This window comes from Campylobacter showae (assembly GCF_004803815.1).
Classification (GTDB): domain Bacteria; phylum Campylobacterota; class Campylobacteria; order Campylobacterales; family Campylobacteraceae; genus Campylobacter_A; species Campylobacter_A showae.
Genome location: NZ_CP012544.1, coordinates 710,283 through 737,004, shown reverse-complemented (window position 1 = coordinate 737,004; position 26,722 = coordinate 710,283). Strand labels below are relative to the sequence as shown.

The following is a 26,722-nucleotide window of genomic DNA, read 5'->3' as shown; positions in this document are numbered from 1 at the left end:
CAAATTTAACTGCACTAGCTACTGCGCCATTTTTACGATTTTAACCAGCTTAAACGCGTATCCGCTAAATTTCGCCCTGCAAAGCGCAACCGTGCCCTTCATCTGTGGCTCTAGCCTAATTTTAGCCTTTGCTTCTACGCCCTTAGCCTGCACGCTTACTATATCGCCGTCTTTTACCTTTGCAGCGGCGGCAAACGACGCCGAGCCGATTAGCTCCTTTACCTCGCCGCTCAAATTTGGCCCGTCCGCCTCATCCATAAAAAACACGACGCTGCCGTCAAAGCTCTCAGGTTCTTTTAACGGCGTTAGCTCGCCGTCCGTTTTAAACTCGCCCTGCTCTGCGTCAGCCAAAACGACGTTTCTACCGAGCATTTGCAAAAACTCTAATATATTTTTCGCATCCGCATGGGATAAAAAGGAGCTATCGATCACGATATTTTCGCACCCTTCTAAAAACTCCGCGATCTGCTCAAACTCCTCCTCGCCGACGTTACACTCGCCGCTTAGGTATCCTTCGTCTAGCCCCTCAAAATATTCGCGCGTTTGCTCATCAAATTTAGCCGCGTCGAGCGAATATTTGCAAAGCAAAGCCAGCACGTAGCTAGCCGATCCGATCTCACAGCGAACGAGATTTTCTGTACCTAAAATTTTATCCTCAAAGCAAGAAATATATAAAAATTCATTTTGCTTTATCTGCTTTGCTAGCTGCAGGTTTTGCTCGCAAAGTAGGCTCGCCAGGCTTAAAGTTTTTGCATTTTTAAATTCGCCAAATTTCATCGTTTATCCTTTAAATTTAGCTTGGATTTTATAAAAATTTGTTTTAAGAGGGGGTAAATTTGCGCCGATTAGACGCAAATTTAGTTATTTTTCTAGGCCGAATTTGACGGCTGCTTTAGCAAGCTCGAGGGTAGCGTCTACGAATTTATCTTTTTTCGTCGCGTACGGCAAAAACAGCGGTATCTCCGTGCAAGCCGCGATATATGCGTCAGCCTCGATAGCCGCGATCGTGTCGTTAAAGAGCTCAACGTACTCTTTTAGCTTGTTTGCTTTGGCGCCCTTGTAAATGCAGTCCATGATGTTTGTCATCAAATTTTCGGGGATTTTTACGCACTCTAGGCCTGCGGCGATCAGCTCATTTTCGTAAATTTTAGCCGCGGTCGTGCCTGTGGTGGCGATGACGGCGATCTTTTTAGCGTGCGGGAAATTCGACTTTATCGACGCGGTCGCAATTTTAGCTATGTGCAGGATATTTACGCCGCACTCGTCGGTTAGACGCTTGGCAAAATAGTGAGCCGTGTTGCAAGCTATGCAGATAGCCTCACAGCCCGCGTTTTTGAGCCTCGTCGCGGACTCTTTCATAAAAGGAAACGGATCCTCGCCTCCGTGCAGGATATACGCCGTGCGGTCGAGGATCTGCGGATGGTTGTCGATTACGATGGGGATATTATCCTGATCTTTTGCGGCGTTTGTGAGTTCTACGATCTTGGCGTACAGATCTATCGTAGCTAGCGGCCCCATGCCGCCTAAAATTCCGATTCGTTTCATGAAAAAGTCCTTAAATTTAAAAAAGCCGAGAGCGAAGTCTCGGCTAAATTTGGCTCAAAATTCTTAGAGAAGAACAGGAGCGATGAGGAATGCTAACGCAACCGAAAGAGCAACCATGATGGTGCCAGGTACGAAGAATGAGTGGTTAAATACAAATTTACCGACTCTAGTCGTACCGGTATCGTCCATAGCGATAGCGCCCAAAGTCGTAGGATACGTAGGAAGTACGAATAGTCCTGAAACAGCGGCAAATGAAGCTACTAGGATCCAAATTTGACCTGAGTTTTCAGGCGTAGTCATACCTAGCGCAGCAGCGACTGCAGGCATCATAACGCGAGTGGTTGCGGCTTGAGAGTATAGCAAGCAGCTTAGGAAATATAGCGCGACGGCTAATATAAACGGATACTGCGTAACGACGTTTTTAGCTACCTCTTTGATGCTATCGATGTGGCCGTTAACAAAAGTAGTGCCTAGCCATGCGATACCGATGACGCATATGCACGCATTCATACCGCTTTGGAAAGTGCTGGTTGAAAGCAATTTGCTAGTGTCGACCTTACAAAGCGTAGCGATAAGGAAGCCGATAGTAAGCATAAAGCTGATGATAGCAGCGTCTCTAGAAAGGATAGGTTTTTCCACGATACCAAGGCTCTTTGAAATAACGAGCGCATAGCAAACGACGACTAAAACGCCGACGGCAAATATTGCAACCGATCTTTTTGCATAAGGTTTTAGCGCTTGATACTCTACCTCTTTTATCTCTGCAACCGCGCCTCTAGCAAGTCTGTCTTGATAGATAGGGTCTTTTGAGAGGTCAAGATCGTAAAATTTATTTACGATGAAGGCCGTAATAATCATAGCTACGAAAGTAGTAGATATGCAGATGAAAAGTAGCATCGGATAGCTAGCGCCAAGAGGCTCGCAAACGCCCGTCATCGCAACGAAAGCCGCAGATATAGGGCTAGCGGTGATCGCTACTTGAGATGAAACGACCGAGAGCGCAAGAGGCGCGCTAGGCTTGATGTTTTGCGTTTTAGCAACCTCTACGATAACAGGGATCATAGAAAACGCAGTGTGACCGGTACCTGCTAGGATCGTAAGCAGATAGGTAACGATAGGCGCTAGGTAGTTGATTTGTTTTGGGTTCTTGCGCAAAATTTTAGATGCGACCTGGACCAAATAATCAAGTCCGCCCGCGACTTGCATCGCAGTGATGGCCGAAATAACGGATGCGATGATTAAAATAACGTCCATCGGGATATCTTTCATATCCACTTTCATGCCGAGCATCGCCAAAATAACGACGCCAAGACCACCGGCGTAACCTACGCCCATACCACCTAGCCTAACGCCTAGATAGATACCTCCGAGTAGGACTATAATCTGTAAAATCAGCATTATATCCATAGGAAAACTCCTTGTATTAAATTTTATTTTTCACTTACTAAATTTAAAAGGCGCCGAATTTGACTTCGGCGCTTTAAGACTTTTGCTCAGTTATTTGCCCATGTGAGGGTTTAGCATATTTTTAGGTTCTAGGATCTTGTCTATCTCCTCTTTTTTCAAATATCCTCTCTCTAAGCAAATGTCGCCTACAGCTTTACCTGTTTGCAATGCTTCTTTAGCGATGCTTGCAGATTTTTCGTAACCGATGTATGGGTTAAACGCAGTTACGATACCGACTGAGCCAAGCACTGATTTTAGGCATGCCTCAGGGTTTGCGGTTAGTTTTCTGATAGCTTTTTCGGCTAGGGTTTTCATCGCGTTTTCAAGGATAAAGATAGAGTTAAATAGCGCGTAAGCGATACCCGGCTCAAACGCGTTTAGCTCAAATTCGCCTCTCTCGCTGCAAAGCATGATGGTTACGTCGTTGCCGATTACCTCGTAGCATGCCTCGCCTACGACCTCTGCGATGACTGGATTTACTTTACCAGGCATGATAGAGCTACCAGGCTGCATCTGTGGTAAATTTATCTCGCCAAGACCGCATCTTGGGCCTGAGTTCATTAGTCTTAAGTCGTTTGCGATCTTGCTTAGGCGAACGGCAGCAGTTTTTAGTGCGCCGCTAACGTGAACAAAATCCGCAGTGTCTTGAGTAGCCGCGATAAAATCATCGGCAGGTTTAAAGTTTACGCCTGTGATTTGGCTCAAAATTTTATGAACGGCCGCTTTGTAATCAGGATGGCAGTTTATGCCTGTACCGATCGCAGTTGCGCCCATATTTAGCACAGCCATAGACTCTCTTGCGGCGGTGATTTTTTCGATATCGCTTTTGATATAGCTTGCAAATGCGTTAAATGTGTTGCCAAGAGTAGTAGGAACGGCATCCTCTAGCTCGGTTCTACCCATTTTGATGATATCTTTGAAGTCTTTTGCTTTAGCCTCTAGCTCGCTTTTTAGCAGCTCCATAGCCTTTAGAAGGTCGGTTAATTTCGCATAAGCAGCGACTTTAATTGAGCTTGGGTAAGAGTCATTGGTGCTTTGACCGAGGTTTGTGTGGTCGTTTGGATGCAGGTACTGATACTCGCCTTTTTTGTGTCCTAGGCTCTCGAGCGCGATGTTTGTGATAACTTCGTTCGAGTTCATATTGGTGCTAGTGCCGGCACCGCCTTGAATCATGTCTACTACGAATTGATCTAAATATTTACCCGCAATTATCTCGTCGCACGCTTTTGCGATTGCGTCGGCTTTTTGCGCATCTAGAACGCCAACCTCTTTGTTTGCTAGAGCTGCGGCTTTTTTGATTTGGGCGAATGCTTTTACAAAATACGGATAGTCTTTGAGCTGTCGTCCGCTCATATGGAAATTCTCAAGCGCCCTAAATGTTTGCACGCCGTAATATACATCATCAGCTATCTCTAGCTCACCTATGAAGTCGTGTTCTCTTCTGGTTCCCATAATGGTACTCCTTGTGATGAAATTGAATAGTGAAACTATAGCGCAATTAAACTGATATTTAAATTAAAAGTTTAATTTTCTATTTATTTTTTTATTACTATTTTGTTATTTTTATCTATTTATGATAGCTTAATTTATCTTTAAAATAGCGTAAATAACGCAATATTTTTTGCTTTTCAATATTATATATTTTTTAAATATAAGCACCAAATAAATTAGATAATGTTTCTAAATTTTAAAGTATTAACTTTTTTATTTTATTATTCTGAAATTAAAACAGAGCTTAAGCTTAAAATGTTATATTAATTTTTCTTTAAGAGGGTCGTTGGTTTAAATTTTGATTTTTGAATATATTGACAGTTGTAAAATTTGATTTTTGTCAAGGCATAAAAATAGTTTTTTTAAATTTATAAAATCTTTAGTATAAAATTTAATTTGTCTTGTTTTTGTGTACCGTTTTTCATTTTGGCTATGTTTCAAAATTTCTAGCCAATTTAATGCAATTCTTTCAAATATACACTATCACTTAAATTTTATAAAATTTAAAGACTCATTGGTTTAAATAGATACAGCATGGTTTTACATACTAAAGGGCTTGCATAGAAATAATGCAATCAATCTTGCCACCCATATTTAGGGCTTACTTGTCTGCATTAAAATGCTTTCCACAATAGCAGAAGTGTAGTCAAATTTGAATGAAAGGCAACTCCAAAAGCAAATTTGTGGAGCCACTCGTCTTAATACATTTTTGTGGTTGTATTTTATAAGAATATAAATCTATGCAGCACCGCTGCGATCATTCTAAAAGTACAAATTTATCGATAAATTTTATTCCCAACCTGATATTCTAGTATGCATAAAAATCAAGCACTAGGATTTTAAAACTCTAAAAACCCTACTTACGTCATCATTTTTACTTAAGCTAAGCCTTACTATGCTATTTTCCAAAGCAGTCAAAGCATGCATGACGTTTGGCTCTAGTGTAATCATATCAAGCGCACCCAAGATAACATTTTCGTTACCAACGCTAAAATCTACCTTGCCGCTTAGAACCTGCACCATGATAGCACCAGGTGCCTTATGCTCCTTCATTTGAGCGCCTTTTTCTAAATTTATGCGTATTTCCTTGCTGTGCGGCCCATCAAAAAGCTTAGCTATAGTAACGCCGTTAAATACGTCATTTTGCCATACGATTTTTTCCATTTACAACCTTTATTATAAAATAGTCACGGTATTGTAACTATAATTTTAAATAAAAGTGTTGATTTTAATTAAGCGATTTTTGAAATTTAAGAAAAGAGATAGCAGCAAAAGCCTAAAACTAGACTTTTGCAAGGAGTAAAATTATTTTTTAAGCTCTTTAATGCGAGCGGCTTTACCACGTCTATCGCGCAGATAAAATAGCTTAGCACGGCGAACGCGACCTTGTCTTAGAACAGTTATGCTCTCTAGGCTTTCGCTATAGATAGGGAAAATTCTTTCTACGCCTACGCTGTTTGCGCCAATTTTTCTGATGATAAATGTTTCGCCAGTTCCGCTTCCGCGTCTTGCTATGCAGATACCTTCAAAATTTTGAATTCTCGTTTTATCGCCCTCTTTGATGCGGATAGCTATACGCAAAGTATCTCCAGCACGAAAATCAGGCACAGACTTTTGGGCTATTTGAGCTTGCTCAAACGCCTCTATATACTTGTTTCTCATATTTTTTCCTTAGTCGGCGGCTCAAATTTTCGGTATAAATCCGGACGAAAAAACCTAGTTTTTAAGAACGCCATATTATTTTTCAAAGCTCTGATTTTAGCATGGTCTCCCTTTAAAAACGCTGAAACCACACCAGAACCTTTGTAATCACTGGGTTTTGTAAAAGACGGAGCCTCAAGTAAATTTCCTTCAAAACTCTCAACTTCAAGACTTTCATTGTTTCCTAAAACGCCGACTATATTGCGAGAAATCGCATCAGAAATACAAAGCGCCCCCAGCTCGCCACCCGTCATCACAAAGTCGCCAATACAAAAAATTTCATCTGCATATTTTTCAATTATACGCTCGTCTATACCCTCATATCTACCGCAAACTAAGCAAATATGCTCTTTTTTTGCCAAACGTCTAGCGTCGTTTTGAGTAAATTTTTTCCCGGCGGGTACAAGAAAAATAGTATGGGGGTTTGGCTTATTTTTTAGTAAAAATTTTAAAGTATCATCAATAGGCTGACACGTCATGAGTAACCCTGCGCCGCCTCCAACCATATAGTCATCTACCTTTTTATGCTTATCTACGCTAAAATTACGAGGATTTAAAAAATCAACCGAAATAAGCTTCTCTTTTTTGGCGCGACCTAAAATACTATCTTCAAAATAAGGCCGTACAAGGCTTTCAAAAAGCGTAACAAAGGTAAATTTCATTAGGAATTTTCCAAAATCAAGATAGCGTTTTTGGTGTAAATTTTTTTATTTTCTACATCTACTTTTTCTATATAAACGTCGATATACGGAATGTAAAAACTTTTTTCCAACCCTTTGGAAATCAAATTTTCATCTGTTTTTACCAAAAAAAGATGATTCGCCCCAACCTCGTCTATATCCTCTACTTCACCCAGCCTTTGATTATTTTCGTAAATTTCGCAACCGATGACATCAAAATAGAAAAATTCACCCTTTTTTAGTTTGCAGTTTTTTCTAGTTTCTTCTTTTGTAGTGTAGATTGTTTTATTTGTGAGAGTTTTTGCGCTGTCTATATCTTCAAAACCGTAAAAAGAGATCGTATCGTTTGCGTGATTGTAGCTTTTTACGACAAGTTCTTTACCGTCTTTATCACAAAATGTAGCATTTTTTTTAAACTGGTTAGGAAAGTCGCCTTTATTATGAAGCTTGACAAATCCCTTTAATCCTACCGTTTTGCCAAGCAATGCGACTTCTATAAGTTCATTCAAGAGGCTTTACCGTAACGCGGTATGACGTCGCATCTTTGGCTTTATAGCCTACGATTACAGTCTTTATCGCGTTTATCATTCTGCCGTCTTTGCCAATAAGTTTACCAGTATCGACTTTATCGGCGTAAATTATCAGCTCGGCAAAATTTTCGCCAAGCTCGACTCGCTCGAGTTTCACTTTATCTGGAAAATCGGCGATGAGCTTAGCATATTCAAGTAAAAAATTTTCTACCATTTTTAATTATTTGCTAGTTATTTTTGCAACCCTACCGCTAAGTTTCGCACCAACGCCCTTCCAATAAGCCAAACGCTCAGCGTCAAATTTGACCACCTCAGGCTCAACCATCGGGTTGTAGTAACCGATCGACTCTATCCAGCCGCCGTCTCTTCTTTTTCTGCTATCTGTTACGACTATACGATAAAAAGGTTTTTTCTTGCGTCCCATCCTCGTTAGTCTTACTACTGTTGCCATTATATTTCTCCTTCTGTTTTTTAAATAGGCTTAAATTTAGCCACGCTCGTAGCCAAATTTAAGCCCTTTAGTTAGGGCGAGCGTTTTTAGCTTGGTTTAGTAAATTTCCAAGCCCTTTTAGGCCTTCTTTGCCTGAAAATCTCTTTGCTATTTTTGATGCGTTTTCAAACTGCTTCAAAAAGCGATTTACCTCTACTTGAGATAGTCCAGATCCAGCAGCCAAACGCCTTTTTCGGCTATTGTTTAGCAGGTCCGGATTTTCGCGCTCTTTTTGCGTCATCGAATTTATCATAGCTTTGATATGCAAAATTTCCTTTGAGTTATCAAGGTCTATGTCTTTTATCTGATTTGCCACGCTTGAGAGCCCTGGTATCATACCGATTAGACTTTTCATATTTCCAAGCTTTTTGACGCTTTCCATTTGTGACAAAAAGTCGTTAAAGTTAAACTGTCCTTTTTTGATCTTTTTGTTTATTCTTTTTGCTTCTTGTTCGTCTATTACGGCGCTCGTTTTCTCAACCAATGTCGCCAAGTCGCCCTCGCCCATTATGCGGCTCACGATACGCTCAGGAATAAAACTCTCCATATCCCCGACTTTTTCGCCGATACCTACGAATCTAAGCGGTATATTTAGCTGCTTTGCTATACCGATAGCCACGCCACCTTTGCTGTCCGAGTCAAATTTACTTAGCACCACTCCGCTTATTTTTAACGCATCATTAAACGTGCTTGCCGTTTTTACGCCGTCTTGTCCGCTCATGGCGTCTGCTACGTAGAAAATTTCATGCGGTTCAAGCGCTGAATTGATGTCTTTTATCTGCTTCATCAAAGCTTCATCTATCGCTAGGCGTCCCGCCGTATCAACCAAAAGCACGTCGTAAAGCCCGCTTTTTGCCTTAGCTAGCGCTTGTTTGGCTACGTTTAGCGGATCAGTTTCGTTTTCTATGCTAAAAAGCTCTATCTCGTTTGCTTCGCAAAGCTGACGAAGCTGCTCGACGGCCGCCAAGCGCTGCAAATCGCACGCCGCAACTAAAACTTTTTTCTTTCTAAGCTTTAGATAATTTGCTAGCTTTATCGTCGTAGTGGTTTTTCCGCTACCTTGCAATCCCGCCATAAGGACAATCGTAGGAGCCACGGGCGCAAAGACAAAACCTTGATTGCCCGGAGTAGTTAAAACCTTCGTCAAATTTGACTTTATAGCGTCTAAAAACTGCTTTTGGCCTATCCCGCTTTGTTTTAGGTCAGCCTCGATGAGAGCTAGCAACTCTTTGGTAACTTTGTGATGAACATCGGCTTTTAGCAGTGCTTTTTTAAGCACGTCAAGCGCGTTATTTAGCGCTTTTTCATCGTCTACGAAACGAATTTTACTAACGGCTAAACGAAACGACTCGCTGATTTGTTCAAACACATTCTACCTTTTATTTACATTTATAGCTAAAGCGCGTATTTTATTAAATTTAAGCTTTATCGCTCTTTAAATCTCAAAATTTCTTGAAATTTCAAAACCTAGCCTATTAAAATCACTGCTCAAATTTGACCTAAATTTATATCCTAAAAGCTCGATTTTATAGGCGTGCAGATACATTCTTGCGGCTTTATTTTTAGCGTATTTTTCATCCCCCACGATCCCATATCCAGCGTGATTTAGATGCACTCTGATCTGGTGCGTTCTACCAGTTTTTATTTCGACTTTTACGAGACTTTTTTTGCCTGCGACCATCACTGGAATTACGTGCGAAAAGGCCTCTTTACCGTTTGGCGAGATTTTAGAAAACGCGCCGCCCCTGTTTTTTAGCGTGATTATTGGTTCGTTTATGCTAAATTCCTCGCTCACGATACTTTTTACTGCCGCGACGTACTCTTTTTTTACGCGGCAGTTTTTAAACTCCTCGATCGCTTTTTTTTGAAATTCCTCATTTTTCACAAGCAAAAGCACTCCGCTAGTTTCCTTATCAAGCCTGTGAAGTAGCGGAAATTTATAAATTTCGCTCACTTTTTCCGACGTTAAAAATGCCGGTTTATCAACCGCGATCAGGTTTTCATCCTCAAAAATCACGCTTGGACGTGGTAGCTTTTGCACGTTAAATTTAGTCGCCGCACTCATCATCGCGCGCGCCACGGCGATCCTCTGTCCTTTGGCGCTAACTAAGCCTGCGTCGATCAGCTCCTTTGCCTCGTTGTTTGAGATGCCCTCCTGGATCGCCAGCAGTTTATAGGCTTTTTCTTCTTTCATAAATTTTCCTCAATATCTTTTAAAATCTCGCTCGCATCGCCTTTGGCGACTATTTTTGCCCTTGGTAAATTTTGCTTTAAAAGCAAATTTATCTCGTCCGCTTTTGCAAATTTTATGCCGTCAACCGCACTATACAGGGCTTTTTGATTAAATATTAACTCCCCGCTTATCACCGCGTTTTCAAACTGCGCCGCCTCTATCGGATTGTGTCCGCCGACGTTTGGTACGAAGCTGCCACCAAGCACTACGACGTCGCTAAATTTATAAATATTTACCAGCTCGCCCATCGCATCGACCAGCACGCACTGCGCGTCAAAGTTTTTAGCTTCGCTAAATTTAGCAAAACTTAGTCCACTTTTAGCGGCAAATTTAGCCAAAATCTCGCCAGCTTCGCCAAATCTCTCAGGATGACGGGGAACTAAAATCAGCTTGTCGTTTGCGCTCAAATTTAAATCACGCAAAATCAGCTCCTCTTCCCCTGCATGAGTGCTAGCCAGCACGATCACGCGCTCTTTTGGTTTGGCGTAAATTTTACTCGGGTTTGGCAAAAAAGCTGATTTTATATTACCGCTAACGACGATATTTTTAGCGCCGAGCCGCTGTAGACGCTGTTTATCCAGATCGCTTTGGGCGTAAATTTTATCTATAAATTTAAACAAATACCTGTAAAAAAAGTCAAATTTGAGATAACTTTTGTAGCTCCTATCAGAGATCCTAGCGTTTATCAAAATGACGCGCGAGCCCTTAAATTTAGCCCAAAAAACAAGTCCCAGCCAAAGCTCGGCTTCAAAAATAATCGTTATTTTAGCGTGTTTTAGCCAAAACGGTAAAAATATCTCAAACGGCAAAAAGCGCGTATTTGGCGTGATTTTTTTTGCCTCGTCAAAACCGGTTTTGGTTACGACAGAGACTGCGGCCGCGTCTTTAAATTTGCTAACTAGCGGCGCGATAGAACGCACCTCGCCAAAACTGCACGCGTGAAAATGCACGCGCGAGGCGTCAAATTTGGGATTTTTAAACAAAAAAAATCTAGCGGGGATTGAGGCTCTGTACTTTTTCTTAAAAGCTAAAATCGCAAGCGGTAAAGCCCCCAGGGCAAACGCCGCGAGGACTAAAACGTAATAAATTATTATCAAATTTAAAGGCTAGTTCGCCGCTTCTTTGTATAAAATTCGGCCGCAATGAGGGCAGGTCACGATGTCTTCGCCCTTGATGACGGCAGAATAAGTCTTGTCGTTTATCTGCATAAAGCAACCGTAGCAGGCCTGCTTTTTGACCGGCACGACGGCGGTGTTGTGCGCCCATTTGCGGATCTTCTCGTAAAATGTCAAGATTTTTTGATTCATCTCGCCCACTAGCTTATTTTTCTTAGCGTATATTTCATCTCTTTGCTGCTCGATAGCGCTGACTTCGGCCGAGATTTCACTCTCGATTTTTGTCAAATTTTCGCCAAGCTCCGCGGCCTTCGCCTCAAGCTCGCTTTTAAGCGCATTTTTGCTATCTATGATTTTTTCTAGTCTTTCGACCTCTTCGTTTGCGGCTTCTAGCTGCTCTTTAGCTAGCTCGTCTTCTAGCTGAAGCGCCTTTATCTCTTTTTCTGTTTTTGCAGCGCCGCTTTTTTTGGCGACGTCTTTTATTTTCGCGCTAAATTCGGCTATGTGCGCGTTGGTTTGAGATTTTTGATTTTTTAGCTCGGTCACGCTCGTGGTCGCATCCTCGATCTGTGCTAAAATTACCGCCTGCTCGTCTTTAGTCGCTTTTAAAACGCTTTGAACTTTCTCAAGGCGCGGAGTAAAATCGTCGATGTCTTTATCGATGCTTGAAAGCTCGACTAGCTGTTCTAAATATTTATTCATCTTTTTCCTTTAACTGTATGAAAACGGGTTTTTTGAGTTGGATATTATAGTAGGAATCGGCAAAATTTGCAAATATTTTGCAAGCGACTCCCCAAAATACCGCTCACTCTCAAAGTGTCCGATGTCTAGCATAGTAAGATTATTTTGCACGGCGCTCATGGCTTGATGGTACTTCAGATCCCCGGTTAAAAACAGGTCCGCTTTAACGATATCAATCAAATCACCGCCACTTCCCGTACAAAATGCAAGGCATTTTATAGGCGCATTATGATCAAATTTTCGCCCCTTACAAACCCTTAAATGGCTCAAATTTAGCTTTGTTTTTACCCTCTCGCAAAGCTCGTCAAAGCTCAAATTTACGTCCGCATAAAGTACGAATCCATCGCGCTCCTTTGGCGTAAAGCCCAAAATTTCGCTTAGCACGTACTCATTTAGATGGCTTAGATCATAGTTCGTATGCATAGCGATTAAACTTAAATTTTTAGCCATCATTTTTGCGATTAGGCTACTTGGATATGTGTCAAAATTTAACGACTTTAGCCCCTTAAAAATCAGCGGATGATGCGCGATGATGAGCGAGTTTGGCTGCACCTCGTCTAAAAGCTTGTCATCGACGTCAAGGCTAAGGTAAACGCGCTCCACATCCGTCTCAAACGAGCCCACGAGCAGTCCGCTGTTATCCCACTCCTCTTGACTCGCAAACGGGCTAATCTCGTCTAAAATTTTATAAATTTCGCCGATTTTCATCAAATTTTATTCGCCCTTCGCGTCGTTTTGGGCGGCAGCGTCGATACTAGCTTTATACGTCAGCGCGCACTCTTTGGCTAGCTCGCGGATTTTTAGGATGTAGTCTTGTCTTTGCGTTACACTGATCGCTCCGCGCGCGTCAAGGACGTTAAACGTATGCGCTGCAAGCATGCAATAATCATACGCCGGTAGCGAAATTTTAGCCTCCAAGCAGCGTTTACACTCGCCGAATGCATTTTCAAACTGGCGAAACAGCATATCTACATCGGCGATTTCAAAGTTATATTTGCTCCACTCAAATTCACCCTGCTTATGCACGTCGGCGTAGGTAACGATGTTGCCGCCCCTATCGTCCCAAACGATGTCGTAGACACTATTTACGTCTTGTAGATACATAGCTAAGCGCTCGAGGCCGTAGGTGATCTCGGCAGAAACCAGCTCGCATGCGATGCCGCCTACTTGCTGAAAATACGTAAACTGCGTCACCTCCATGCCGTCTAGCCAGACCTCCCAGCCTAGCCCCCAAGCGCCCAGCGTCGGGCTCTCCCAGTTATCCTCGACGAAGCGAATGTCATGATTTTTCAAATTTAACCCGAGCTTTTCGAGGCTTTTTAGATAAAGCTCCTGTATATTTTCGGGGCTCGGTTTAATGAGCACCTGAAACTGATAATAAGCGCCTAGGCGGTTTGGGTTTTCGCCGTATCTACCATCGGTCGGACGGCGAGACGGGGCTACGTAGGCAGTCGCCCACGGCTTTGGTCCGAGGCTCCTTAAAAATGTCGCCTGATGATAGGTGCCAGCACCCGCAGGCATATCGTATGGTTGCAGTATCACGCAACCCTGCTCGCGCCAGTAGTTTTGTAACGTCAAAATAATCTCTGAAAACGTCATTTTTCTTCCTTTTTAAAATTTATTTTAGATAATGTATAACCGTGCCCGGCCCCAAAGGTAGGTCAAAAGCATACCAAACCGACATCAGCGCCGCCCACGAGAGTAAAAATGCGACCGTATAAGGCAGCATGATCGAGACTACCGAGCCGATTTTCAGCCCCTTGTCGTAGCGCTGCATAAACGCCACTATCAGCACGAAAAACGGCATTAAAGGCGTGATAATATTTGTCGTCGAGTCGCCTATCCTAAACGCAGCCTGCGTTAGCTCGGGCGAGAGGCCTAGATTCATAAACATCGGCACGAAAATAGGCGCCATCATGGCCCATTTGGCCGAATCCACGGCGATAAATAAATTTATAAATGCAATCACGACTATAAAAACGATAATGAGGCTAAGCCCTGTTAAGCCGATATCTTTTAAGAAAACCGAGCCTTTTATCGATAGCACCAGCCCGATGTTTGAGGCGTTAAAGAGATATGTAAACTGAGCCGCAAAAAATATCAAAACTAAAAATCCCGATAGCTCGGCGACGGCTTGCTCCATAAATTTGACCGCGTCGCCGCTGTTTTTTATCGTCCCGGCTCCTGCGCCGTATGCTGCGCCCGCTACTATAAAAAATAGCATCATAAAAATGATGATAGAGTGCATGAAAACGGACTTCGTAAAGCTCTCGCCCTCTTTTGCACCAAAGAGCGAATTTGACGGTAAAAGCGCCGCCAACAAAAGGACCTCGAAAACAACCGTCGCGATGAGTGCAAATTTTAGCCCGCGTTTTTGCTCCGCGCTGATCTGGTCGCGCTCGCCCAAATTTAACACGCCCTCAAAGCTAAATTTACCCAGCCTAGGCTCGACGACCCTATCGGTCACGAAAGAGCCCACGATCACGATCAAAAAGGTAGAAGCTATCATAAAGTACCAATTTGCCGTAGCCAAAACGACATAGTCGGGATTTAGCACGCTAGCTGCCTGCGTAGAAAACGCCGCAAACATCGGATCGTTCGTGCCGATTAGCAGATTTGCCGACCAGCCACCGCTAACGCCCGCAAAAGCCGCCGCCAGCCCCGCGATAGGATGGCGTCCAAAGCCCGCAAACAAAATAGCCCCGAGCGGTATCAGTACGACGTAGCCGACTGAGGAGGCGACATTTGACATTACGCCCAAAAAGATCACGATAGGAGTTACCCATTTTTTAGACGATTTTAGAGCGATTTTTTTAACCAGCGCCGATAAAAGCCCGGCCTTGTCCGCCACGCCGATACCTAAAATGATCGCAAAAACCACGCCAAGCGGATAAAAACCGGTGAAGTTTTTAAGCACGGACGAAACAAAGGTCCTGATACTATCAGCTGAGAGCAAATTTACGACGTTTGCGCTTAGTTGCGAGATCTGACCGTCTTTGATAGCCTGATAGCTAACTCCGACGCCAAGCCTCTCTAGCACAAACGACAGCAAAATCGTAATAACCGAAAGATAGACGAAAAGCATGGTGGGATTAGGCAGCTTGTTGCCGAATTTTTCGATAAAGCTTAAGATCGATCCGCTATTTTTGTTGTCCATTTTGTCCTAATCTAAAACCGAGATATAAATTCTTATACCGTCGCTACCGTAAAGCTCAAAGTCCGTTTCGTAGGCTCTTTTTAGCTTTGAGCCTTCAAAATATTTCCAAATTTCTCCCCAAAATTTCGCTACGTTATGCGGCTCACATGGAAAGCTAAAAACGGCGTATTTACCGCTTTTTATCTCTAAAATTTCACCGCCGCAGCAAAGCGACTTCGTACCGATAAATAAATCATAAAGCCCGTTTACGCCGTTTTCGTAACTACAATAAACGCCGTAAATTTCACTTTTACCGTCATAAAATTCTTTTGTAAATTTAGCCCACAAGGCTGAGATTTTACCGTCGCCGTTTATCTCATCGGCATTTTTGGTGCGAGTTTTTAGTCCGCAAATTTTAAAACCATCTACCGCTAAAATTTCCACGACTACTCCTTGTCGCCTTTGAAATTTTCAACCGCTTTGTTCCACATAAGTTTGTATTTTCGTTTTAAAAACTCGACTTCGTCTTGCGAATTTTTTAGCTGCTTCGTGAGCGTCTCGACCGTTTTTCTATCCTCGTCGTAAAGCTCTTGCATCGAGATTAGCGCCTCTTTTAAAAATTTATTTTCGTTGCGCAGGGTCTCTAGCGTCTCGTCTTTAGCGTCGAGCACCTTTTCGTGTAAATTTAATATCGTGCCGATCGTCTTTTCCACGAAGCTAAAGCCATCCGCGCCGATCTGGGGCGCAGGTACGGCCACGACGCTAGGCACCACGCTCATCGTGCCTTGGCTAGCTTCTATGAGGATTTCGCCTCCTTCTTCTTTCGTATTTAGCACGCCGCGGTTTATCATCCCCTCGATCACCTCGCGCTCTAGGTGCACGAGCTTGCAAAATTCGTCTATGCTTAAGTATGTCTGCATCTTTGCTCCTTTAGGCGAGTAAAACTTCCACCTTCGCCGAGTCCTCTTCTACCTGCTTGGCTTTCGTCGCTCGGTCGGCTTTTAGCATTTCGTCTAGATTTTGGTCGTTTAGAGCCAAAATTTGCATTGCCAGATAGGCTGCATTTACTGCGCCGGCCTTACCGATAGCGACTGTACCCACGGGCATGCCGCCGGGCATCTGCACGGTCGAATAAAGCGCATCCACGCCGCTAAGCGCGGAGCCTGCCATCGGTATGCCGATCACCGGGCGAGTGGTGTTTGCCGCGATAGCGCCCGCTAAATGCGCCGCCATGCCGGCAGCTGCTATAAAGACCTGCGCGCCTTTTTCCTCGGCTGCAGCGACGTATTCGCTAGTTCGCTTCGGACTTCTATGTGCGGAGCTAATAATCAGCTCGTAAGGAACGTTAAATTTCTCAAGCGTTTTCGCCGCCTCGCTAACCACGTCGTAGTCGCTCTTGCTTCCCATTATAATTGAAACAAATTTCATTTTATTTCCTCTCTTAAAAAGCTAAATTTAGGCAACTTCGCGCCCAAATTTACTTCGTTTTCGTTGCCGCTGTGGATTTCTGCTATTTCCTTGCCTTTTTTGGTTACGAGCTTTTTAAATTTGATAAATTTCTTGCCGTCACGAGCGAAAATTTGAGATATTTCGTTCTCGCACTCATCTATCTGGGCGCCCAGTGGAGCTACGATCTCGTACTCGTTGCCAGGAAAAATTTTATATTTGCATTTAAAAAACTCGCCGTCTAAAGTCATAGCGTTTACCTGATGGGTGCCCTCCTCTAGGCTGCTAGCGTGATTTTGCGTATCAGCCTTTTCAAACGGGCGATTTACCAGGTAGCCGTCGGTAAAACCGCGATTTTTTAGCGTATTTAGCTCGCCGGCGTAAATTTGCGCGTCAAATTTGCCGGCCGCTGCGTCATCTACGGCCATGCGGTAGGCTCTAGTCGCACAGGCTGCATAGTATTCGCTTTTCGTACGGCCTTCGATTTTTAGGCTATCGACCGCACCGCTTTCGATGATGTCTTTGATGTGTGCGGATAAATTTAAATCCTTCGAGTTCATCACGTGCGTGCCGCCTTCATCCTCCTCGAGACGAAACAGCGTCCCGCTCTCGGGGTTTTTGGCGTAGAGTTCGTATTTAAACCTGCAGTCGTTGGCGCAGCTGCCGCGGTTTGATTGGCGGCCGCTTTGAACCGCGCTAACCAAACAACGCCCCGAGTAAGCAAAGCACATCGAGCCGTGCACGAAAATTTCGATATCGAGCGTCGGGATTTGCTCTTTTATCTTCACGACGTCTTTTAGGCTCATTTCGCGTGCTACGACGATACGTTTTGCGCCCATTTCGTGGTAGATTTTGGCATCCAGCGCATTCATGACGTTTGCCTGCGTCGAGAGGTGGATCTCGATGTCTGGGGCTATCTCTTTTGCCAGGCTCATGACGCCGGGAGTCGCGATGATAAAGGCATCCGGCTTCATTGCAGAAATCGTTTGCAAGTGGCGTTTTAGCGGCTCGATTTGAGAATTAAAAGGAAACGCGTTTACCGTCGCGTAAAATTTCTTGCCCTTTGCGTGCGTGTACTCGATAGCTTCTTTAAATATTTCAAGGTTAAATTCGCGCGCCGAACGAGTGCGAAGAGAAAAGCTCGCAACAGAAGCGTAAACCGCGTCCGCACCGTATTCTAGAGCTATTTTTAGCTTGGTTAAATTCCCTGCGGGAGATAAAAGCTCGGGCTTTAGCACTATTTTTTGCCCAAACTTTCTATCAGAGCTTCGATGTCGTCGTTGCTGACGAGGTTTTCGGTGTGCGTATCGCCCGCGATATGTACGGCTGAGGCTACGCGCTTCTCGTCGTCGATCTTGCCCTCAAACAGACTGCTCATATACTTGCTAAGCGCACGCATGACGTTGATAACGCGCTCGATCTTTTGTCGGTGGATGTCTTGATACTGCATCATATCCATAGCCATCATTATCTCGTCCTCGGCCATCCTGACGTTATCTAGCGTCGTTTCTGCAGAGCTTTTTAGTGCGTTATTTTTCTCTAGCGCCTCGGAAAAAGCGGCGATATTTGGGAATTTTTCGTGTAGTTTGGTAAAAATTTCGATATTAGCCTCTATGCCGCTAATAATCTCGCCAAGCCCGCTTTCGGCGTCCATAGAGAAGTTATTGATCGCGTCAAGTTTATCAAACATCTGCGTGGCTTTTTCCTCGCTGTCCTTTGTGACGTCGTCTAGCTGATGAACCATCTTGTGATCATCGGTTGGAGGCGGCGGAGGCCACGATATGTTTGAGGATGCTCTATAGTCGCCGTCAAATTTAACGTCATCATCTTTGCGCTCCGCTACTTCTTTGTCGGCAGCATTTAGGTCTAAATTTTCATCTCCGCTAGCTTGCGCGTCGCTCTCGTCTGCAGCGACGACGTCATCCAGATCGCCCGCCATCAAGGCGTCAAGTTCTTCTTGCGTCATAAAAACTCCTATTTAAATTTGGGCTGATTATATAGAAAATTAACGAAATATAAGTTTAAAAACCCAAACTTTATCCTTAAATTTATTAAATTTTAGGTAGCATTTGCAAAATATTTAAGGACAAAAATGAGAGTCGATCTACACAACCACACGCCGCTTTGCAAACATGCCGTAGATGAGCCTAGGCAGTATGTTTTAAGCGCGATAAATTCTGGCTGCGAGTATTTTGGTTTTAGCGATCACGCGCCAATGAAATTTGACGAAGCGTACCGCATGGAGTTTTCGCAGATGGAGTCTTACGAGAGCGAGATTTTGCGCCTTAGAGACGAATTTGACGGCCGGATCAAAATTTTGCTTGGCTACGAAGTCGATTTTTTAGAGGGCTTTATGGACGAGCGGGTTTTAGCGCGCAAGGTTGATTACCTAATCGGTTCGGTGCATTTTTTAGGCGGTTGGGGCTTTGACAATCCCGAATTTATCGGCGAATACGAAAAACGCGACATAGATCAAATTTGGCGGGATTATTTTTACTGTATCGAGAAAATGGCAAAGTCGGGCAAATTTGACATCGTCGGGCATTTGGATTTGCTAAAAGTATTTAAATTTATGCCAAAAACCGACGTTAGACTCCTTGCCAAAGATGCGATCAACGCTATAAAAAAGGCAAATTTGACGGTCGAGATAAATGCAGCCGGTTTTAGAAAACCGATCGGTGAGCAGTATCCCAGCGTAAATTTACTAGAAATGATCGCCGAAAAAGACATACCTATTACGTTTGGCTCGGACGCGCACGCAAAAGATCAAGTCGGTCTAAACGGCGAAAAATGCGAGCAAATCGCTAGAAATTTGGGCTTTAGCAAGTGTGCAGTATTTAAAAACCGCGACAGAGAATTTGTAAAATTTTAGATCGGGTAGAAAAAATTATTTAAATTAATCTTAAAAGTAAAATTTTATGATAAAATTACGAAATCAATAAACACAGGAGCGAAAAATGGGAAAATTTGTAAAAAGCGTCGATCATTTTTTTGATTTTTGCAAAGAACACGAGGTTAAATTCGTGGATTTTAGATTTACCGATATGAACGGCGCTTGGCACAGCATATCTTATAACATAAAATTCGTAGAAAAAGATCACTTCGTAAACGGAATACCGATGGATGCGAGCTCGCTAGGAGGGTGGCAACCGATCGAAAGAAGCGACATGCTGATGTGTCCTGAGGCGACCAGCGCCTTTTTAGATCCTTTTACCGCCGACGTTACGGTCGTGGTTTTTGCCGATATTTACGACATTTACAAGGGTCAAATTTACGAAAAATGCCCGCGCTCGATAGCCAAAAAAGCTATGGCTTACGTAAAAGAGAGTGGCATGGGCGACGTGGCGTATTTTGGGCCGGAAAATGAGTTTTTTATATTTGATAACGTAAAAATAGTAGACAGCCCAAACTGCGCAATGTTTGAAGTGGACAGCGAAGAGGGCGAGTGGAACGACGCTAGAGACTTTAAAGACAGCTACAACACCGGCCATCGCCCAAGAAGAAAAGGCGGCTATCTGATGACACAACCGACCGATAGCATGGTCGATCTGCGTGCCGAGATGATGCAGGTTTTAGAGCAAGTTGGCCTTGAAGTCATGCTAGGACACCACGAGGTCGCGCAAGGACAAGGCGAGCTGGGCGTTAAATTTGGTACGCTTCTCGAGGCCGCCGACAACGTGCAAATTTACAAATACGTCGTCAAAATGGTCGCTCACCTAAACGGAAAAACGGCGACGTTTATGCCAAAACCGCTCTACGGCGACAACGGTAGCGGCATGCACGTGCATCAGTCGGTGTGGAAAGACGGCAAAAATTTATTTTACGGCGAGGGAAAATACGCAAATTTAAGCGATTTTGCACGTTGGTACATCGGCGGAATCCTAAAACACGCAAGGAGCGTCGCGGCGTTTACAAACCCGAGCACAAACAGCTATAAACGCCTAATACCGGGCTTTGAAGCTCCGTCAATCCTAACGTATTCTAGCCAAAATCGCTCCGCCTCGATCCGTATCCCGTACGGCTCCGGAGAAAAATCAGTCCGCGCCGAGATGCGTTTCCCTGACGGAACTGCAAACCCGTATTTAGCCTTTTCAGCGATGCTGATGGCGGGACTTGACGGCGTAAAACACAAGATGGAGCCGGTCGGTCCGATGGACGAAAATTTATTTAAACTTACGCTTGATGAGATCCGCGAACGCGGTATCGAGCAGCTTCCTCATACGTTGAGGGGCAGCCTAGAGGCGCTGATTCGCGACAACGAATATTTGCGTCCAATCATGACTCCGACGTTTATAAACGCGTATCAGCATTATAAATTTGAGAGTCAAGTATGGCCGTACGAAGCACGCCCTACTCCGTATGAGTTTAAGACTTGCTTTTCTTGCTAAATTTAAGGGACTATAAAATCCCTTTTTAGTTTTTTTCAGTCAAATTTGACCTTTTTAAATTTGGGCCAAATTTGACTTTTTATGCGTTTTTGACGAATGCAAAATTTGTCAAAATAAATCAAATTTGAGGCTAAATTTGAAAAACAGCGGCTTTTTGTCTTGACAAATCAGCCTTTTTTATATATAATCACGTTTCGTTTTTTAAAAATTGTCTTGTTAGCTCAGTCGGTAGAGCATTTCACTTTTAATGAAGGGGTCGCTGGTTCGAGTCCAGCACAGGACACCATTTTTTTACATAGACCCTTTCGTCTAGTGGCCCAGGACTCTACTCTCTCAGTGTAGCAACAGAGGTTCAAATCCTTTAAGGGTCGCCACGATTTAGTCTTTTTGGTCGCTTAGCTCAGTTGGTAGAGCGCCACCCTTACAAGGTGGATGTCATAAGTTCGAGTCTTATAGCGACCACCATTTAGGTGCAGCGGTAGTTCAGATGGTTAGAATGCCGCCCTGTCACGGCGGAGGTCGCGGGTTCGAGCCCCGTCCGCTGCGCCATTTGTCTTGTTAGCTCAGTCGGTAGAGCATTTCACTTTTAATGAAGGGGTCGCTGGTTCGAGTCCAGCACAGGACACCATTTATTTTTGTTAAATTTGGGTCGCTTAGCTCAGTTGGTAGAGCGCCACCCTTACAAGGTGGATGTCATAAGTTCGAGTCTTATAGCGACCACCATTTTAGGTGCAGCGGTAGTTCAGATGGTTAGAATGCCGCCCTGTCACGGCGGAGGTCGCGGGTTCGAGCCCCGTCCGCTGCGCCATTTGCCTCGTTAGCTCAGTTGGTAGAGCATATCACTCTTAATGATGGGGTCGTAGGTTCGAGCCCTACACGGGGCACCACGATTTATTTTATCATTGTTGGCCCTTTCGTCTAGCGGTTAGGACACCAGCCTCTCACGTTGGTAACACGAGTTCGATTCTCGTAAGGGTCACCAATCCACTTTTTTAAATTTACATCTTTGCTTTTAAATTACTTTGCTCAAATTTACTTTAAAACTTAAATTTTCTAATAGTAAGATTTTTCTTAATTACAACACAAGTTCTCACTAGCATACCTATGGTTTTTACAAAAAACCATAATCGCAAGCATTTGGTTTCGCACTGATTCCGCGCTTCAACAATCCACTATAAAAGCTACTCCACGCAATTATAATAGCTTTAACCAAGTCGAAAATATAAAAAATCATCTTTAAATTTCAGATCAAGCAAATTTTACCGATTTTATTTCAAATTTTAATCCACTAAAAAACCAAATAGGCCACCAAATTTTGCAAAATTAAAAGACAAAATTAGCTAAATTCCAAGCCTATCCTTCGCCGCTTGCGTAATTTCCTCTTCATAGTCGTAGTATTCAAATATCGCACCGTGCTGAAACGCGCCGTTTAGGATATCGCCACTTTGGCGATTTTTTAGGTCTATCTCGGCGATCTTAAAGCCGTCCAGCGTCTGGCAAAACTCCCTCAGGCGCGTTGGCGGATTTTTGAGCTTTGTAAATAAAAAGCAAAATCCGCTACCTCCGTTTCGCCCTACTCGTCCGCGCAGCTGATGTAGACTCGCTAGCCCTAGCCTTTCTGCGCCAACGATTACGATCGTGCTAAGCCGCGGCAGCGAGATGCCGACCTCAACAACCGTCGTCGAGAGTAGCACGTCTCCGCGCTCGCGAAATTCTCGCAGCACCTGCTCTTTTTCTTTGTCTTTGCCATGCGTGACGTAGACATTTGCAAAATTCGCCCGCCAAAATCCTTGCACTTCCTCCAGCCCCTGATAGTTCGAGTTTTCGCTACTTTCGACCAGCGGATATATCACGGCGACTTGCTTGCCTTTGGTGATTTGCGCTTTGATATGCGTCAGCAACTCACCAAAGTCCGCACTCTGTAAAATTTGCGTGTGGATGTGTTTTTCAAACGGCATCTGCTTTAGGAAACTAAATTCTGCAAAGCTGCTTTGTATCATGCTTAGCGTTCGCGGGATCGGAGTTGCGGAAAACTGCACGACGTGAGCCTTGGTCTCGTCCGCCTTTTTTGCCTGCCGATCTTCGGGCACGATTTCAGTCAAATTTGACTGCTCACCCTCCTTAAATTTACCGTCAAATTCGCCGTCCGCTTCATCAAGCTGCGGGTCTCGCCCAAGCTCTCCGCTAGCTAGAGCGTTGATTTTCTCGCGCTGATTCGAGCCGAAACGGTGCTGCTCATCTATCATAACGAGCGGCGCTGCGGGCAAGCTTTGATAAAGCAAAACATGCGTGCCGATGATGAGATTTACGCCGTCAAATTCGGGCTTATCGCCGCTTTTAACTAGCAAAACGCGCATAAAATCAGGCAGCAAACGCGCCGCCTCTGCGTAAATTTGCTCAGCTAGTATCGACGTAGGCGCCATGATGAGCGCAGCGCGTGGATATACGCTAAGCGCGGCGGCTAGCATCACGAGAGTCTTGCCGCTGCCCACATCGCCCATCACGACGCGCCGCACCGCCTCCTCGCCGCTAAAGTCCGCACGCAGATCAGCGATGGCGTTTAGCTGATCGTCCGTGGGTGCAAACGGCAAATTTTTAAGCCACGAAGAAATGTCAAAAAGCTTGATTTTAGGCGCCTTAAAGTGAGTTTTTTTGGCATTTAGTTTTTTTAGGTAGTTGTAAATTTCGACAAATTTTAAAACGTCCTCGCCCGCTTTTTCTCGAACGAGGGCATCTAGTATCGCGACGCTTTTTTCGTCTCCTCGGTGCAGATCCAGCAAAAACTCGGCCTCTCTGGGCGCGAGTCCCGCCTCGATCAAATTTGGCAAATTGACGTATTTTTGGATCAAATTTTTAAACGAATCGTCTCTAAGAGTGAGCTTGTATTTTGGTATGATTTCGTTTATTTTCGTGACGATTTTTGGATTAGTTAGCTGCCACGAGCCGTAGGCGTAGACGCATTTGCCGCTTACAAATACGCTTTTGCCGACCTTAAAAGCGCCGTGATGCCAAGGCTTGGCGTTAAAAATCACGATCTTGACGTTTTGCTCCCACGCCTCGCACCAGCATACGGCGTGCAGCATCCCGCCCTGGCGATACGCGCTTTTTATCTCTACGGCGACGCTCACGTGTCCGTCTTTTGGCGCGGCGGCCAGGCTCGTATCCTCGAAGCTTTTAGGAAGCTTAAGCGCGAGGTCGAGCAGAGTGGTTACGCCGATTTTTTTTAGATTTATTCTGTCTTTTTCATCAAATTTCATTGTAAAGCACGGCAAAACTGAGCTTTTCTATCTCCGCGTGCTCCGCTATAAACGCGTTTAGCTCGGCAAGCTTTAGCTTTGATATTTTTTCTAGCTCGTCTTTAAAATTTCCTAATTTAAAGCCGTTATAAAACTCGCTCTGAGCGATGTTTAAGCGGTTAAAAAGCGTCTCCTGGCGTAGCGGCTGAGAGCCTAGCAAAAATCTTTTGGCCTGCGCTAGTTCGCCAGCTTTCACGCCGTTTTTGACGAATTTTGCAAATTCGTCTTTCACGACCGCGACCGCCTCGCTCCTGCTCTCGTTTTTGGTTTGCAGATAGCCCCAAATTTGCGAGTGACTGAGCGCAAATTCGCTCCTAGCGTACGCCGAATACGCTAGCCCGCGCTTCACGCGGATCTCCTCCATCAGCCTACTGCCAAAGCCGCCTTCGCCCAAAATAAATGTCGCAACCTTTGCTTTATATCGCTCTTCGCGGGAAACGTCAAAAGGCGCGCCAAAGTAGATATAGGCTTGCTCGCTAGGCTTGATTATGGACTTTTGGCCGCATTTTTCATCTGTTTTTAGCAGTTTTAGCTCGCGCGCTTCGCCCGCCTTTAGTGAGCTTAAAATCTCGTCCAAATTTAGCTCCTCTGGCGTCACTTCGCCACCCAGAACTACGAATAAATTTGCCAGATCAAGCTTGCTAGCGATGAAATTTTTAACGTCCTCCAGCGTGATGCTCTCCACGCTTTGCTTCGTGCCGATGCTAGGCCTTGCTAGATTCGTACCAGGATATAGCAGCCCGTTTAGCGCGACTCTAGCTAGATAGTCGTAGTCGCTCTCGTTGCTAGATATCTCGCCCAGAGTCAGAGTTCGCACCTTCTCAAAGCTTTTTTGGCTTAAATTTGGCTCTTCTAAAAGCTCTTTTAGCTTAGCAAGCGCAAAAGAAAAGTGCTCCTTTAGACAGTTTAGCTCAAACGCAAAGGTCTCAAATCCCGCGCTCGCGTAAAGGCTAATCGCGCGCGTTTCAAGCTCTTTGGCAAAGCCCGCCGCGCCCTTGCTTAGCGTTCCTTCGTCAAAAATTTTAGCGACGAATTTAGCAAGTCCGGCCTTTTCCTCCGCGCAAGCTCCGGCGACCTTGAAAATAAGCTTTAGGCTCACCGCTGGCAAGGTTTTGCTAGCCTCGTAAACGGTAGGGATTTGTAAATTTGCGGCTTTTAAATTTATGATTTTCATCAATAAAACCTTTCTAAAATATCGTAATTGGTATTGCGTTTGGCGGGTTTTTCGCCGATGTCCTTGATGAGGCGTATCATCTCGTCTTGATTCATGCGGTAACTAGCGCCCGCGGCCTTGACGACGTTTTCCTCCATCATCGTGCTGCCTAGGTCGTTTGCGCCAAACAGCAAGGCTAGCTGCCCGATGTAGCTACCCTGCGTAACCCAGCTGCTTTGGATATTTGGCACGTTGTCTAAAAACAGCCTAGAGACCGCAAGCAGGCGCAAATAGCGATTTGAGCTTTGCTTTTTGATCTCGGGATGCTCGGCGGCTAGGCGGGTGTTTAGCCCCTGAAAGCTCCACAGTATAAACGCTCTAAAGCCGCCCGTAACGTCTTGTAAACTCCTAATATGCTCCCAGTGCTCCACGATATCGCGCGTGGTTTCGACAGTGCCAAACATCATCGTAGCAGTCGTCTTTAGCCCCTCCTCGTGCGCCTCGCGGTGGATGCGCAGCCAGGTCTCTACGTCGCATTTTTTAGGCGCGATCACGTTGCGGACGCGGTCGCTGAGTATCTCTGCTCCGGCGCCCGGCATCGAGTAGAGCCCCTTTTCTCGCAGCCTACGCAGCACCTCCCTCGTGCTGATACGCGAAATCCTCGCGATATAGTCGATCTCGACTGCGGAAAATCCGTGAATCGTGATGCTTGGATATTTTTTTGCGATAAACTCCACGAGATCCTCGTACCACTCGATTTTTAGCTTCGGGTGTACGCCGCCTTGAAATAAAATTTGCGTCCCGCCGATAGCGATGAGCTCCTCGATCTTTTGCCCGATCTCGTCAAAGCCGAGCACATAGGCCTCCTCGTCCTTGTGATCGCGGTAAAACGCGCAAAATTTACAGTCCACCCAGCATGCGTTCGTGTAGTTGATATTTCTATCCACGATAAAGGTCGTGACGCCATCTGGATGCAGCTCGCGCTTGCGCGCCAGAGCCATCGCTCCAAGCTCGTTTAGCTCGGCGTTTTCTATCAAATTTACCGCCTCGTCTACGCTTAGTCTAGTCAAATTTTTCCTTTAAATTTTTTACGCGAGTTTAGCGAAAAACGCTTTTATCTTTGATAAATTCACGTCTTTAACGTCTTGCGGATATCATTTTACGGCATACGCAAAGACAAAGAAATAATTTTAAAATCCGCAAAAGACACTTTCAAGCTAAAATTTAGCCTTTTGTCGCTAGCTGCGACGCTCCGCACCGTCACAGATAGTCGATTGCATAAAACCTAGAGTCAAATTTGCAACGGCTTTTTAAATTTAGCCCTATTTATA

27 protein-coding genes and 9 tRNA genes are annotated in these 26,722 nt (G+C 44.5%); 11 read left to right on the top strand and 25 right to left on the bottom strand.

What is annotated here, in order from left to right; all coding sequences use genetic code 11:
- Positions 1-18: 18 nt before the first annotated feature.
- The 22 genes from CSHOW_RS03685 to CSHOW_RS03580 form a co-directional block, all read right to left on the bottom strand.
- Positions 19-777, bottom strand: a complete 759-nt coding sequence (locus CSHOW_RS03685) for a hypothetical protein (protein ID WP_002946335.1) — start codon at positions 775-777, stop codon at positions 19-21.
- 84 nt (positions 778-861) lie between these two features.
- Positions 862-1,545 carry a cysteate racemase gene (cuyB, locus tag CSHOW_RS03680; RefSeq protein ID WP_002946334.1) on the bottom strand — a complete coding sequence of 228 codons (684 nt, stop codon included), beginning with the start codon at positions 1,543-1,545 and terminating at the stop codon, positions 862-864.
- A 63-nt stretch (positions 1,546-1,608) separates the two neighbouring features.
- Positions 1,609-2,952 carry an anaerobic C4-dicarboxylate transporter gene (locus CSHOW_RS03675; protein WP_002946333.1) on the bottom strand — a complete coding sequence of 448 codons (1,344 nt, stop codon included), beginning with the start codon at positions 2,950-2,952 and terminating at the stop codon, positions 1,609-1,611.
- Between the two features lie 90 nt (positions 2,953-3,042).
- Positions 3,043-4,443, bottom strand: coding sequence for an aspartate ammonia-lyase (locus CSHOW_RS03670; protein ID WP_002946332.1), 1,401 nt, complete (start codon positions 4,441-4,443; stop codon positions 3,043-3,045).
- An 870-nt stretch (positions 4,444-5,313) separates the two neighbouring features.
- Complete coding sequence (locus tag CSHOW_RS03665; RefSeq protein ID WP_002946330.1) at positions 5,314-5,646, bottom strand: cupin domain-containing protein; 333 nt, start codon at positions 5,644-5,646, stop codon at positions 5,314-5,316.
- 141 nt (positions 5,647-5,787) lie between these two features.
- The gene (rplS, locus tag CSHOW_RS03660; RefSeq protein WP_002946329.1) at positions 5,788-6,144 is read right to left on the bottom strand and encodes a 50S ribosomal protein L19; all 357 of its coding nucleotides are present in this window, start codon (positions 6,142-6,144) and stop codon (positions 5,788-5,790) included.
- On the bottom strand, positions 6,141-6,845 hold the full coding sequence (gene trmD, locus CSHOW_RS03655) for a tRNA (guanosine(37)-N1)-methyltransferase TrmD (protein WP_002946328.1): 705 nt from the start codon (positions 6,843-6,845) through the stop codon (positions 6,141-6,143). The genes rplS and trmD overlap by 4 nt, the downstream gene beginning before the upstream one ends.
- Positions 6,845-7,372 (bottom strand): ribosome maturation factor RimM, encoded by a 528-nt coding sequence (gene rimM, locus CSHOW_RS03650; protein WP_039895017.1) that lies wholly within the window; start codon positions 7,370-7,372, stop codon positions 6,845-6,847. The genes trmD and rimM overlap by 1 nt, the downstream gene beginning before the upstream one ends.
- The gene (locus CSHOW_RS03645) at positions 7,365-7,607 is read right to left on the bottom strand and encodes a KH domain-containing protein (protein ID WP_002946320.1); all 243 of its coding nucleotides are present in this window, start codon (positions 7,605-7,607) and stop codon (positions 7,365-7,367) included. Before CSHOW_RS03645 ends, rimM begins: the two co-directional genes overlap by 8 nt.
- A gap of 6 nt (positions 7,608-7,613) precedes the next feature.
- Positions 7,614-7,844: a 30S ribosomal protein S16 gene (gene rpsP / locus CSHOW_RS03640; protein WP_002946317.1), complete on the bottom strand. Its 231-nt coding sequence runs from the start codon at positions 7,842-7,844 to the stop codon at positions 7,614-7,616.
- Positions 7,845-7,911: 67 nt separating this feature from the next.
- Positions 7,912-9,252: a signal recognition particle protein gene (gene ffh / locus CSHOW_RS03635; protein ID WP_002946315.1), complete on the bottom strand. Its 1,341-nt coding sequence runs from the start codon at positions 9,250-9,252 to the stop codon at positions 7,912-7,914.
- Between the two features lie 66 nt (positions 9,253-9,318).
- Positions 9,319-10,077: a pseudouridine synthase family protein gene (locus CSHOW_RS03630; RefSeq protein WP_002946313.1), complete on the bottom strand. Its 759-nt coding sequence runs from the start codon at positions 10,075-10,077 to the stop codon at positions 9,319-9,321.
- Positions 10,074-11,213, bottom strand: a complete 1,140-nt coding sequence (waaA, locus tag CSHOW_RS03625) for a lipid IV(A) 3-deoxy-D-manno-octulosonic acid transferase (protein WP_039895013.1) — start codon at positions 11,211-11,213, stop codon at positions 10,074-10,076. Before waaA ends, CSHOW_RS03630 begins: the two co-directional genes overlap by 4 nt.
- Before the next feature lie 9 nt (positions 11,214-11,222).
- Positions 11,223-11,933: a zinc ribbon domain-containing protein gene (locus CSHOW_RS03620; RefSeq protein ID WP_002946305.1), complete on the bottom strand. Its 711-nt coding sequence runs from the start codon at positions 11,931-11,933 to the stop codon at positions 11,223-11,225.
- Between the two features lie 9 nt (positions 11,934-11,942).
- Positions 11,943-12,680 carry a Nif3-like dinuclear metal center hexameric protein gene (locus CSHOW_RS03615; protein ID WP_002946302.1) on the bottom strand — a complete coding sequence of 246 codons (738 nt, stop codon included), beginning with the start codon at positions 12,678-12,680 and terminating at the stop codon, positions 11,943-11,945.
- A 6-nt stretch (positions 12,681-12,686) separates the two neighbouring features.
- Entirely contained in the window at positions 12,687-13,571 is an 885-nt protein-coding gene (glyQ, locus tag CSHOW_RS03610; RefSeq protein ID WP_002946299.1) for a glycine--tRNA ligase subunit alpha, read from the bottom strand.
- Positions 13,572-13,590: 19 nt separating this feature from the next.
- Positions 13,591-15,129, bottom strand: a complete 1,539-nt coding sequence (locus CSHOW_RS03605) for an AbgT family transporter (RefSeq protein ID WP_002946296.1) — start codon at positions 15,127-15,129, stop codon at positions 13,591-13,593.
- A gap of 6 nt (positions 15,130-15,135) precedes the next feature.
- Positions 15,136-15,552 (bottom strand): GyrI-like domain-containing protein, encoded by a 417-nt coding sequence (locus CSHOW_RS03600; RefSeq protein WP_002946294.1) that lies wholly within the window; start codon positions 15,550-15,552, stop codon positions 15,136-15,138.
- 2 nt (positions 15,553-15,554) lie between these two features.
- The gene (locus CSHOW_RS03595; RefSeq protein WP_002946292.1) at positions 15,555-16,028 is read right to left on the bottom strand and encodes a DUF3972 domain-containing protein; all 474 of its coding nucleotides are present in this window, start codon (positions 16,026-16,028) and stop codon (positions 15,555-15,557) included.
- Between the two features lie 10 nt (positions 16,029-16,038).
- Complete coding sequence (gene purE, locus CSHOW_RS03590) at positions 16,039-16,536, bottom strand: 5-(carboxyamino)imidazole ribonucleotide mutase (RefSeq protein ID WP_002946291.1); 498 nt, start codon at positions 16,534-16,536, stop codon at positions 16,039-16,041.
- Entirely contained in the window at positions 16,533-17,792 is a 1,260-nt protein-coding gene (locus CSHOW_RS03585) for a peptidase U32 family protein (protein ID WP_002946290.1), read from the bottom strand. Before CSHOW_RS03585 ends, purE begins: the two co-directional genes overlap by 4 nt.
- Positions 17,792-18,520, bottom strand: a complete 729-nt coding sequence (locus CSHOW_RS03580; protein WP_002946287.1) for a hypothetical protein — start codon at positions 18,518-18,520, stop codon at positions 17,792-17,794. Before CSHOW_RS03580 ends, CSHOW_RS03585 begins: the two co-directional genes overlap by 1 nt.
- Positions 18,521-18,646: 126 nt before the next feature.
- On the opposite strand from CSHOW_RS03580, the gene CSHOW_RS03575 reads away from it, so the two are divergent.
- The 11 genes from CSHOW_RS03575 (at position 18,647) to CSHOW_RS03525 (ending at position 21,924) form a co-directional block, all read left to right on the top strand.
- Positions 18,647-19,426: a histidinol-phosphatase gene (locus tag CSHOW_RS03575; protein ID WP_002946284.1), complete on the top strand. Its 780-nt coding sequence runs from the start codon at positions 18,647-18,649 to the stop codon at positions 19,424-19,426.
- A gap of 85 nt (positions 19,427-19,511) precedes the next feature.
- Positions 19,512-20,942 (top strand): type I glutamate--ammonia ligase, encoded by a 1,431-nt coding sequence (gene glnA, locus CSHOW_RS03570; RefSeq protein ID WP_002946283.1) that lies wholly within the window; start codon positions 19,512-19,514, stop codon positions 20,940-20,942.
- Between the two features lie 210 nt (positions 20,943-21,152).
- Positions 21,153-21,228 (top strand) — tRNA-Lys (locus CSHOW_RS03565).
- Positions 21,229-21,240: 12 nt separating this feature from the next.
- A tRNA-Glu gene (locus CSHOW_RS03560) sits at positions 21,241-21,316 on the top strand.
- Between the two features lie 15 nt (positions 21,317-21,331).
- Positions 21,332-21,407: transfer RNA gene (locus tag CSHOW_RS03555), tRNA-Val, on the top strand.
- 7 nt (positions 21,408-21,414) lie between these two features.
- Positions 21,415-21,491 (top strand) — tRNA-Asp (locus tag CSHOW_RS03550).
- A gap of 3 nt (positions 21,492-21,494) precedes the next feature.
- Positions 21,495-21,570: transfer RNA gene (locus tag CSHOW_RS03545), tRNA-Lys, on the top strand.
- Positions 21,571-21,589: 19 nt separating this feature from the next.
- A tRNA-Val gene (locus tag CSHOW_RS03540) sits at positions 21,590-21,665 on the top strand.
- Between the two features lie 8 nt (positions 21,666-21,673).
- Positions 21,674-21,750 (top strand) — tRNA-Asp (locus tag CSHOW_RS03535).
- Between the two features lie 3 nt (positions 21,751-21,753).
- Positions 21,754-21,829 (top strand) — tRNA-Lys (locus CSHOW_RS03530).
- Between the two features lie 20 nt (positions 21,830-21,849).
- Positions 21,850-21,924, top strand: a tRNA-Glu gene (locus CSHOW_RS03525).
- A gap of 358 nt (positions 21,925-22,282) precedes the next feature.
- Here CSHOW_RS03525 and CSHOW_RS03520 read toward each other — a convergent pair.
- The 3 genes from CSHOW_RS03520 to CSHOW_RS03510 are packed head-to-tail and all read right to left on the bottom strand — an operon-like array spanning position 22,283 to position 26,461.
- Positions 22,283-24,199, bottom strand: coding sequence for a DEAD/DEAH box helicase (locus CSHOW_RS03520; protein WP_002948617.1), 1,917 nt, complete (start codon positions 24,197-24,199; stop codon positions 22,283-22,285).
- Positions 24,189-25,412 (bottom strand): M16 family metallopeptidase, encoded by a 1,224-nt coding sequence (locus CSHOW_RS03515; protein ID WP_002948614.1) that lies wholly within the window; start codon positions 25,410-25,412, stop codon positions 24,189-24,191. Before CSHOW_RS03515 ends, CSHOW_RS03520 begins: the two co-directional genes overlap by 11 nt.
- Complete coding sequence (locus tag CSHOW_RS03510; RefSeq protein ID WP_002948612.1) at positions 25,412-26,461, bottom strand: dehypoxanthine futalosine cyclase; 1,050 nt, start codon at positions 26,459-26,461, stop codon at positions 25,412-25,414. The genes CSHOW_RS03515 and CSHOW_RS03510 overlap by 1 nt, the downstream gene beginning before the upstream one ends.
- Positions 26,462-26,722: the final 261 nt, after the last annotated feature.

Bases quoted from the DNA above. Each gene is read 5' to 3' on its own strand.
- CSHOW_RS03685 (WP_002946335.1), bottom strand. From the start codon at position 777: ATGAAATTTGGCGAATTTAAAAATGCAAAAACTTTAAGCCTGGCGAGC.
- cuyB (WP_002946334.1), bottom strand. From the start codon at position 1,545: ATGAAACGAATCGGAATTTTAGGCGGCATGGGGCCGCTAGCTACGATA.
- CSHOW_RS03675 (WP_002946333.1), bottom strand. From the start codon at position 2,952: ATGGATATAATGCTGATTTTACAGATTATAGTCCTACTCGGAGGTATC.
- CSHOW_RS03670 (WP_002946332.1), bottom strand. From the start codon at position 4,443: ATGGGAACCAGAAGAGAACACGACTTCATAGGTGAGCTAGAGATAGCT.
- CSHOW_RS03665 (WP_002946330.1), bottom strand. From the start codon at position 5,646: ATGGAAAAAATCGTATGGCAAAATGACGTATTTAACGGCGTTACTATA.
- rplS (WP_002946329.1), bottom strand. From the start codon at position 6,144: ATGAGAAACAAGTATATAGAGGCGTTTGAGCAAGCTCAAATAGCCCAA.
- trmD (WP_002946328.1), bottom strand. From the start codon at position 6,845: ATGAAATTTACCTTTGTTACGCTTTTTGAAAGCCTTGTACGGCCTTAT.
- CSHOW_RS03645 (WP_002946320.1), bottom strand. From the start codon at position 7,607: ATGGTAGAAAATTTTTTACTTGAATATGCTAAGCTCATCGCCGATTTT.
- rpsP (WP_002946317.1), bottom strand. From the start codon at position 7,844: ATGGCAACAGTAGTAAGACTAACGAGGATGGGACGCAAGAAAAAACCT.
- CSHOW_RS03630 (WP_002946313.1), bottom strand. From the start codon at position 10,077: ATGAAAGAAGAAAAAGCCTATAAACTGCTGGCGATCCAGGAGGGCATC.
- CSHOW_RS03620 (WP_002946305.1), bottom strand. From the start codon at position 11,933: ATGAATAAATATTTAGAACAGCTAGTCGAGCTTTCAAGCATCGATAAA.
- CSHOW_RS03615 (WP_002946302.1), bottom strand. From the start codon at position 12,680: ATGAAAATCGGCGAAATTTATAAAATTTTAGACGAGATTAGCCCGTTT.
- glyQ (WP_002946299.1), bottom strand. From the start codon at position 13,571: ATGACGTTTTCAGAGATTATTTTGACGTTACAAAACTACTGGCGCGAG.
- CSHOW_RS03605 (WP_002946296.1), bottom strand. From the start codon at position 15,129: ATGGACAACAAAAATAGCGGATCGATCTTAAGCTTTATCGAAAAATTC.
- CSHOW_RS03595 (WP_002946292.1), bottom strand. From the start codon at position 16,028: ATGCAGACATACTTAAGCATAGACGAATTTTGCAAGCTCGTGCACCTA.
- purE (WP_002946291.1), bottom strand. From the start codon at position 16,536: ATGAAATTTGTTTCAATTATAATGGGAAGCAAGAGCGACTACGACGTG.
- CSHOW_RS03580 (WP_002946287.1), bottom strand. From the start codon at position 18,520: ATGACGCAAGAAGAACTTGACGCCTTGATGGCGGGCGATCTGGATGAC.
- CSHOW_RS03575 (WP_002946284.1), top strand. From the start codon at position 18,647: ATGAGAGTCGATCTACACAACCACACGCCGCTTTGCAAACATGCCGTA.
- glnA (WP_002946283.1), top strand. From the start codon at position 19,512: ATGGGAAAATTTGTAAAAAGCGTCGATCATTTTTTTGATTTTTGCAAA.
- CSHOW_RS03520 (WP_002948617.1), bottom strand. From the start codon at position 24,199: ATGAAATTTGATGAAAAAGACAGAATAAATCTAAAAAAAATCGGCGTA.
- CSHOW_RS03515 (WP_002948614.1), bottom strand. From the start codon at position 25,412: ATGAAAATCATAAATTTAAAAGCCGCAAATTTACAAATCCCTACCGTT.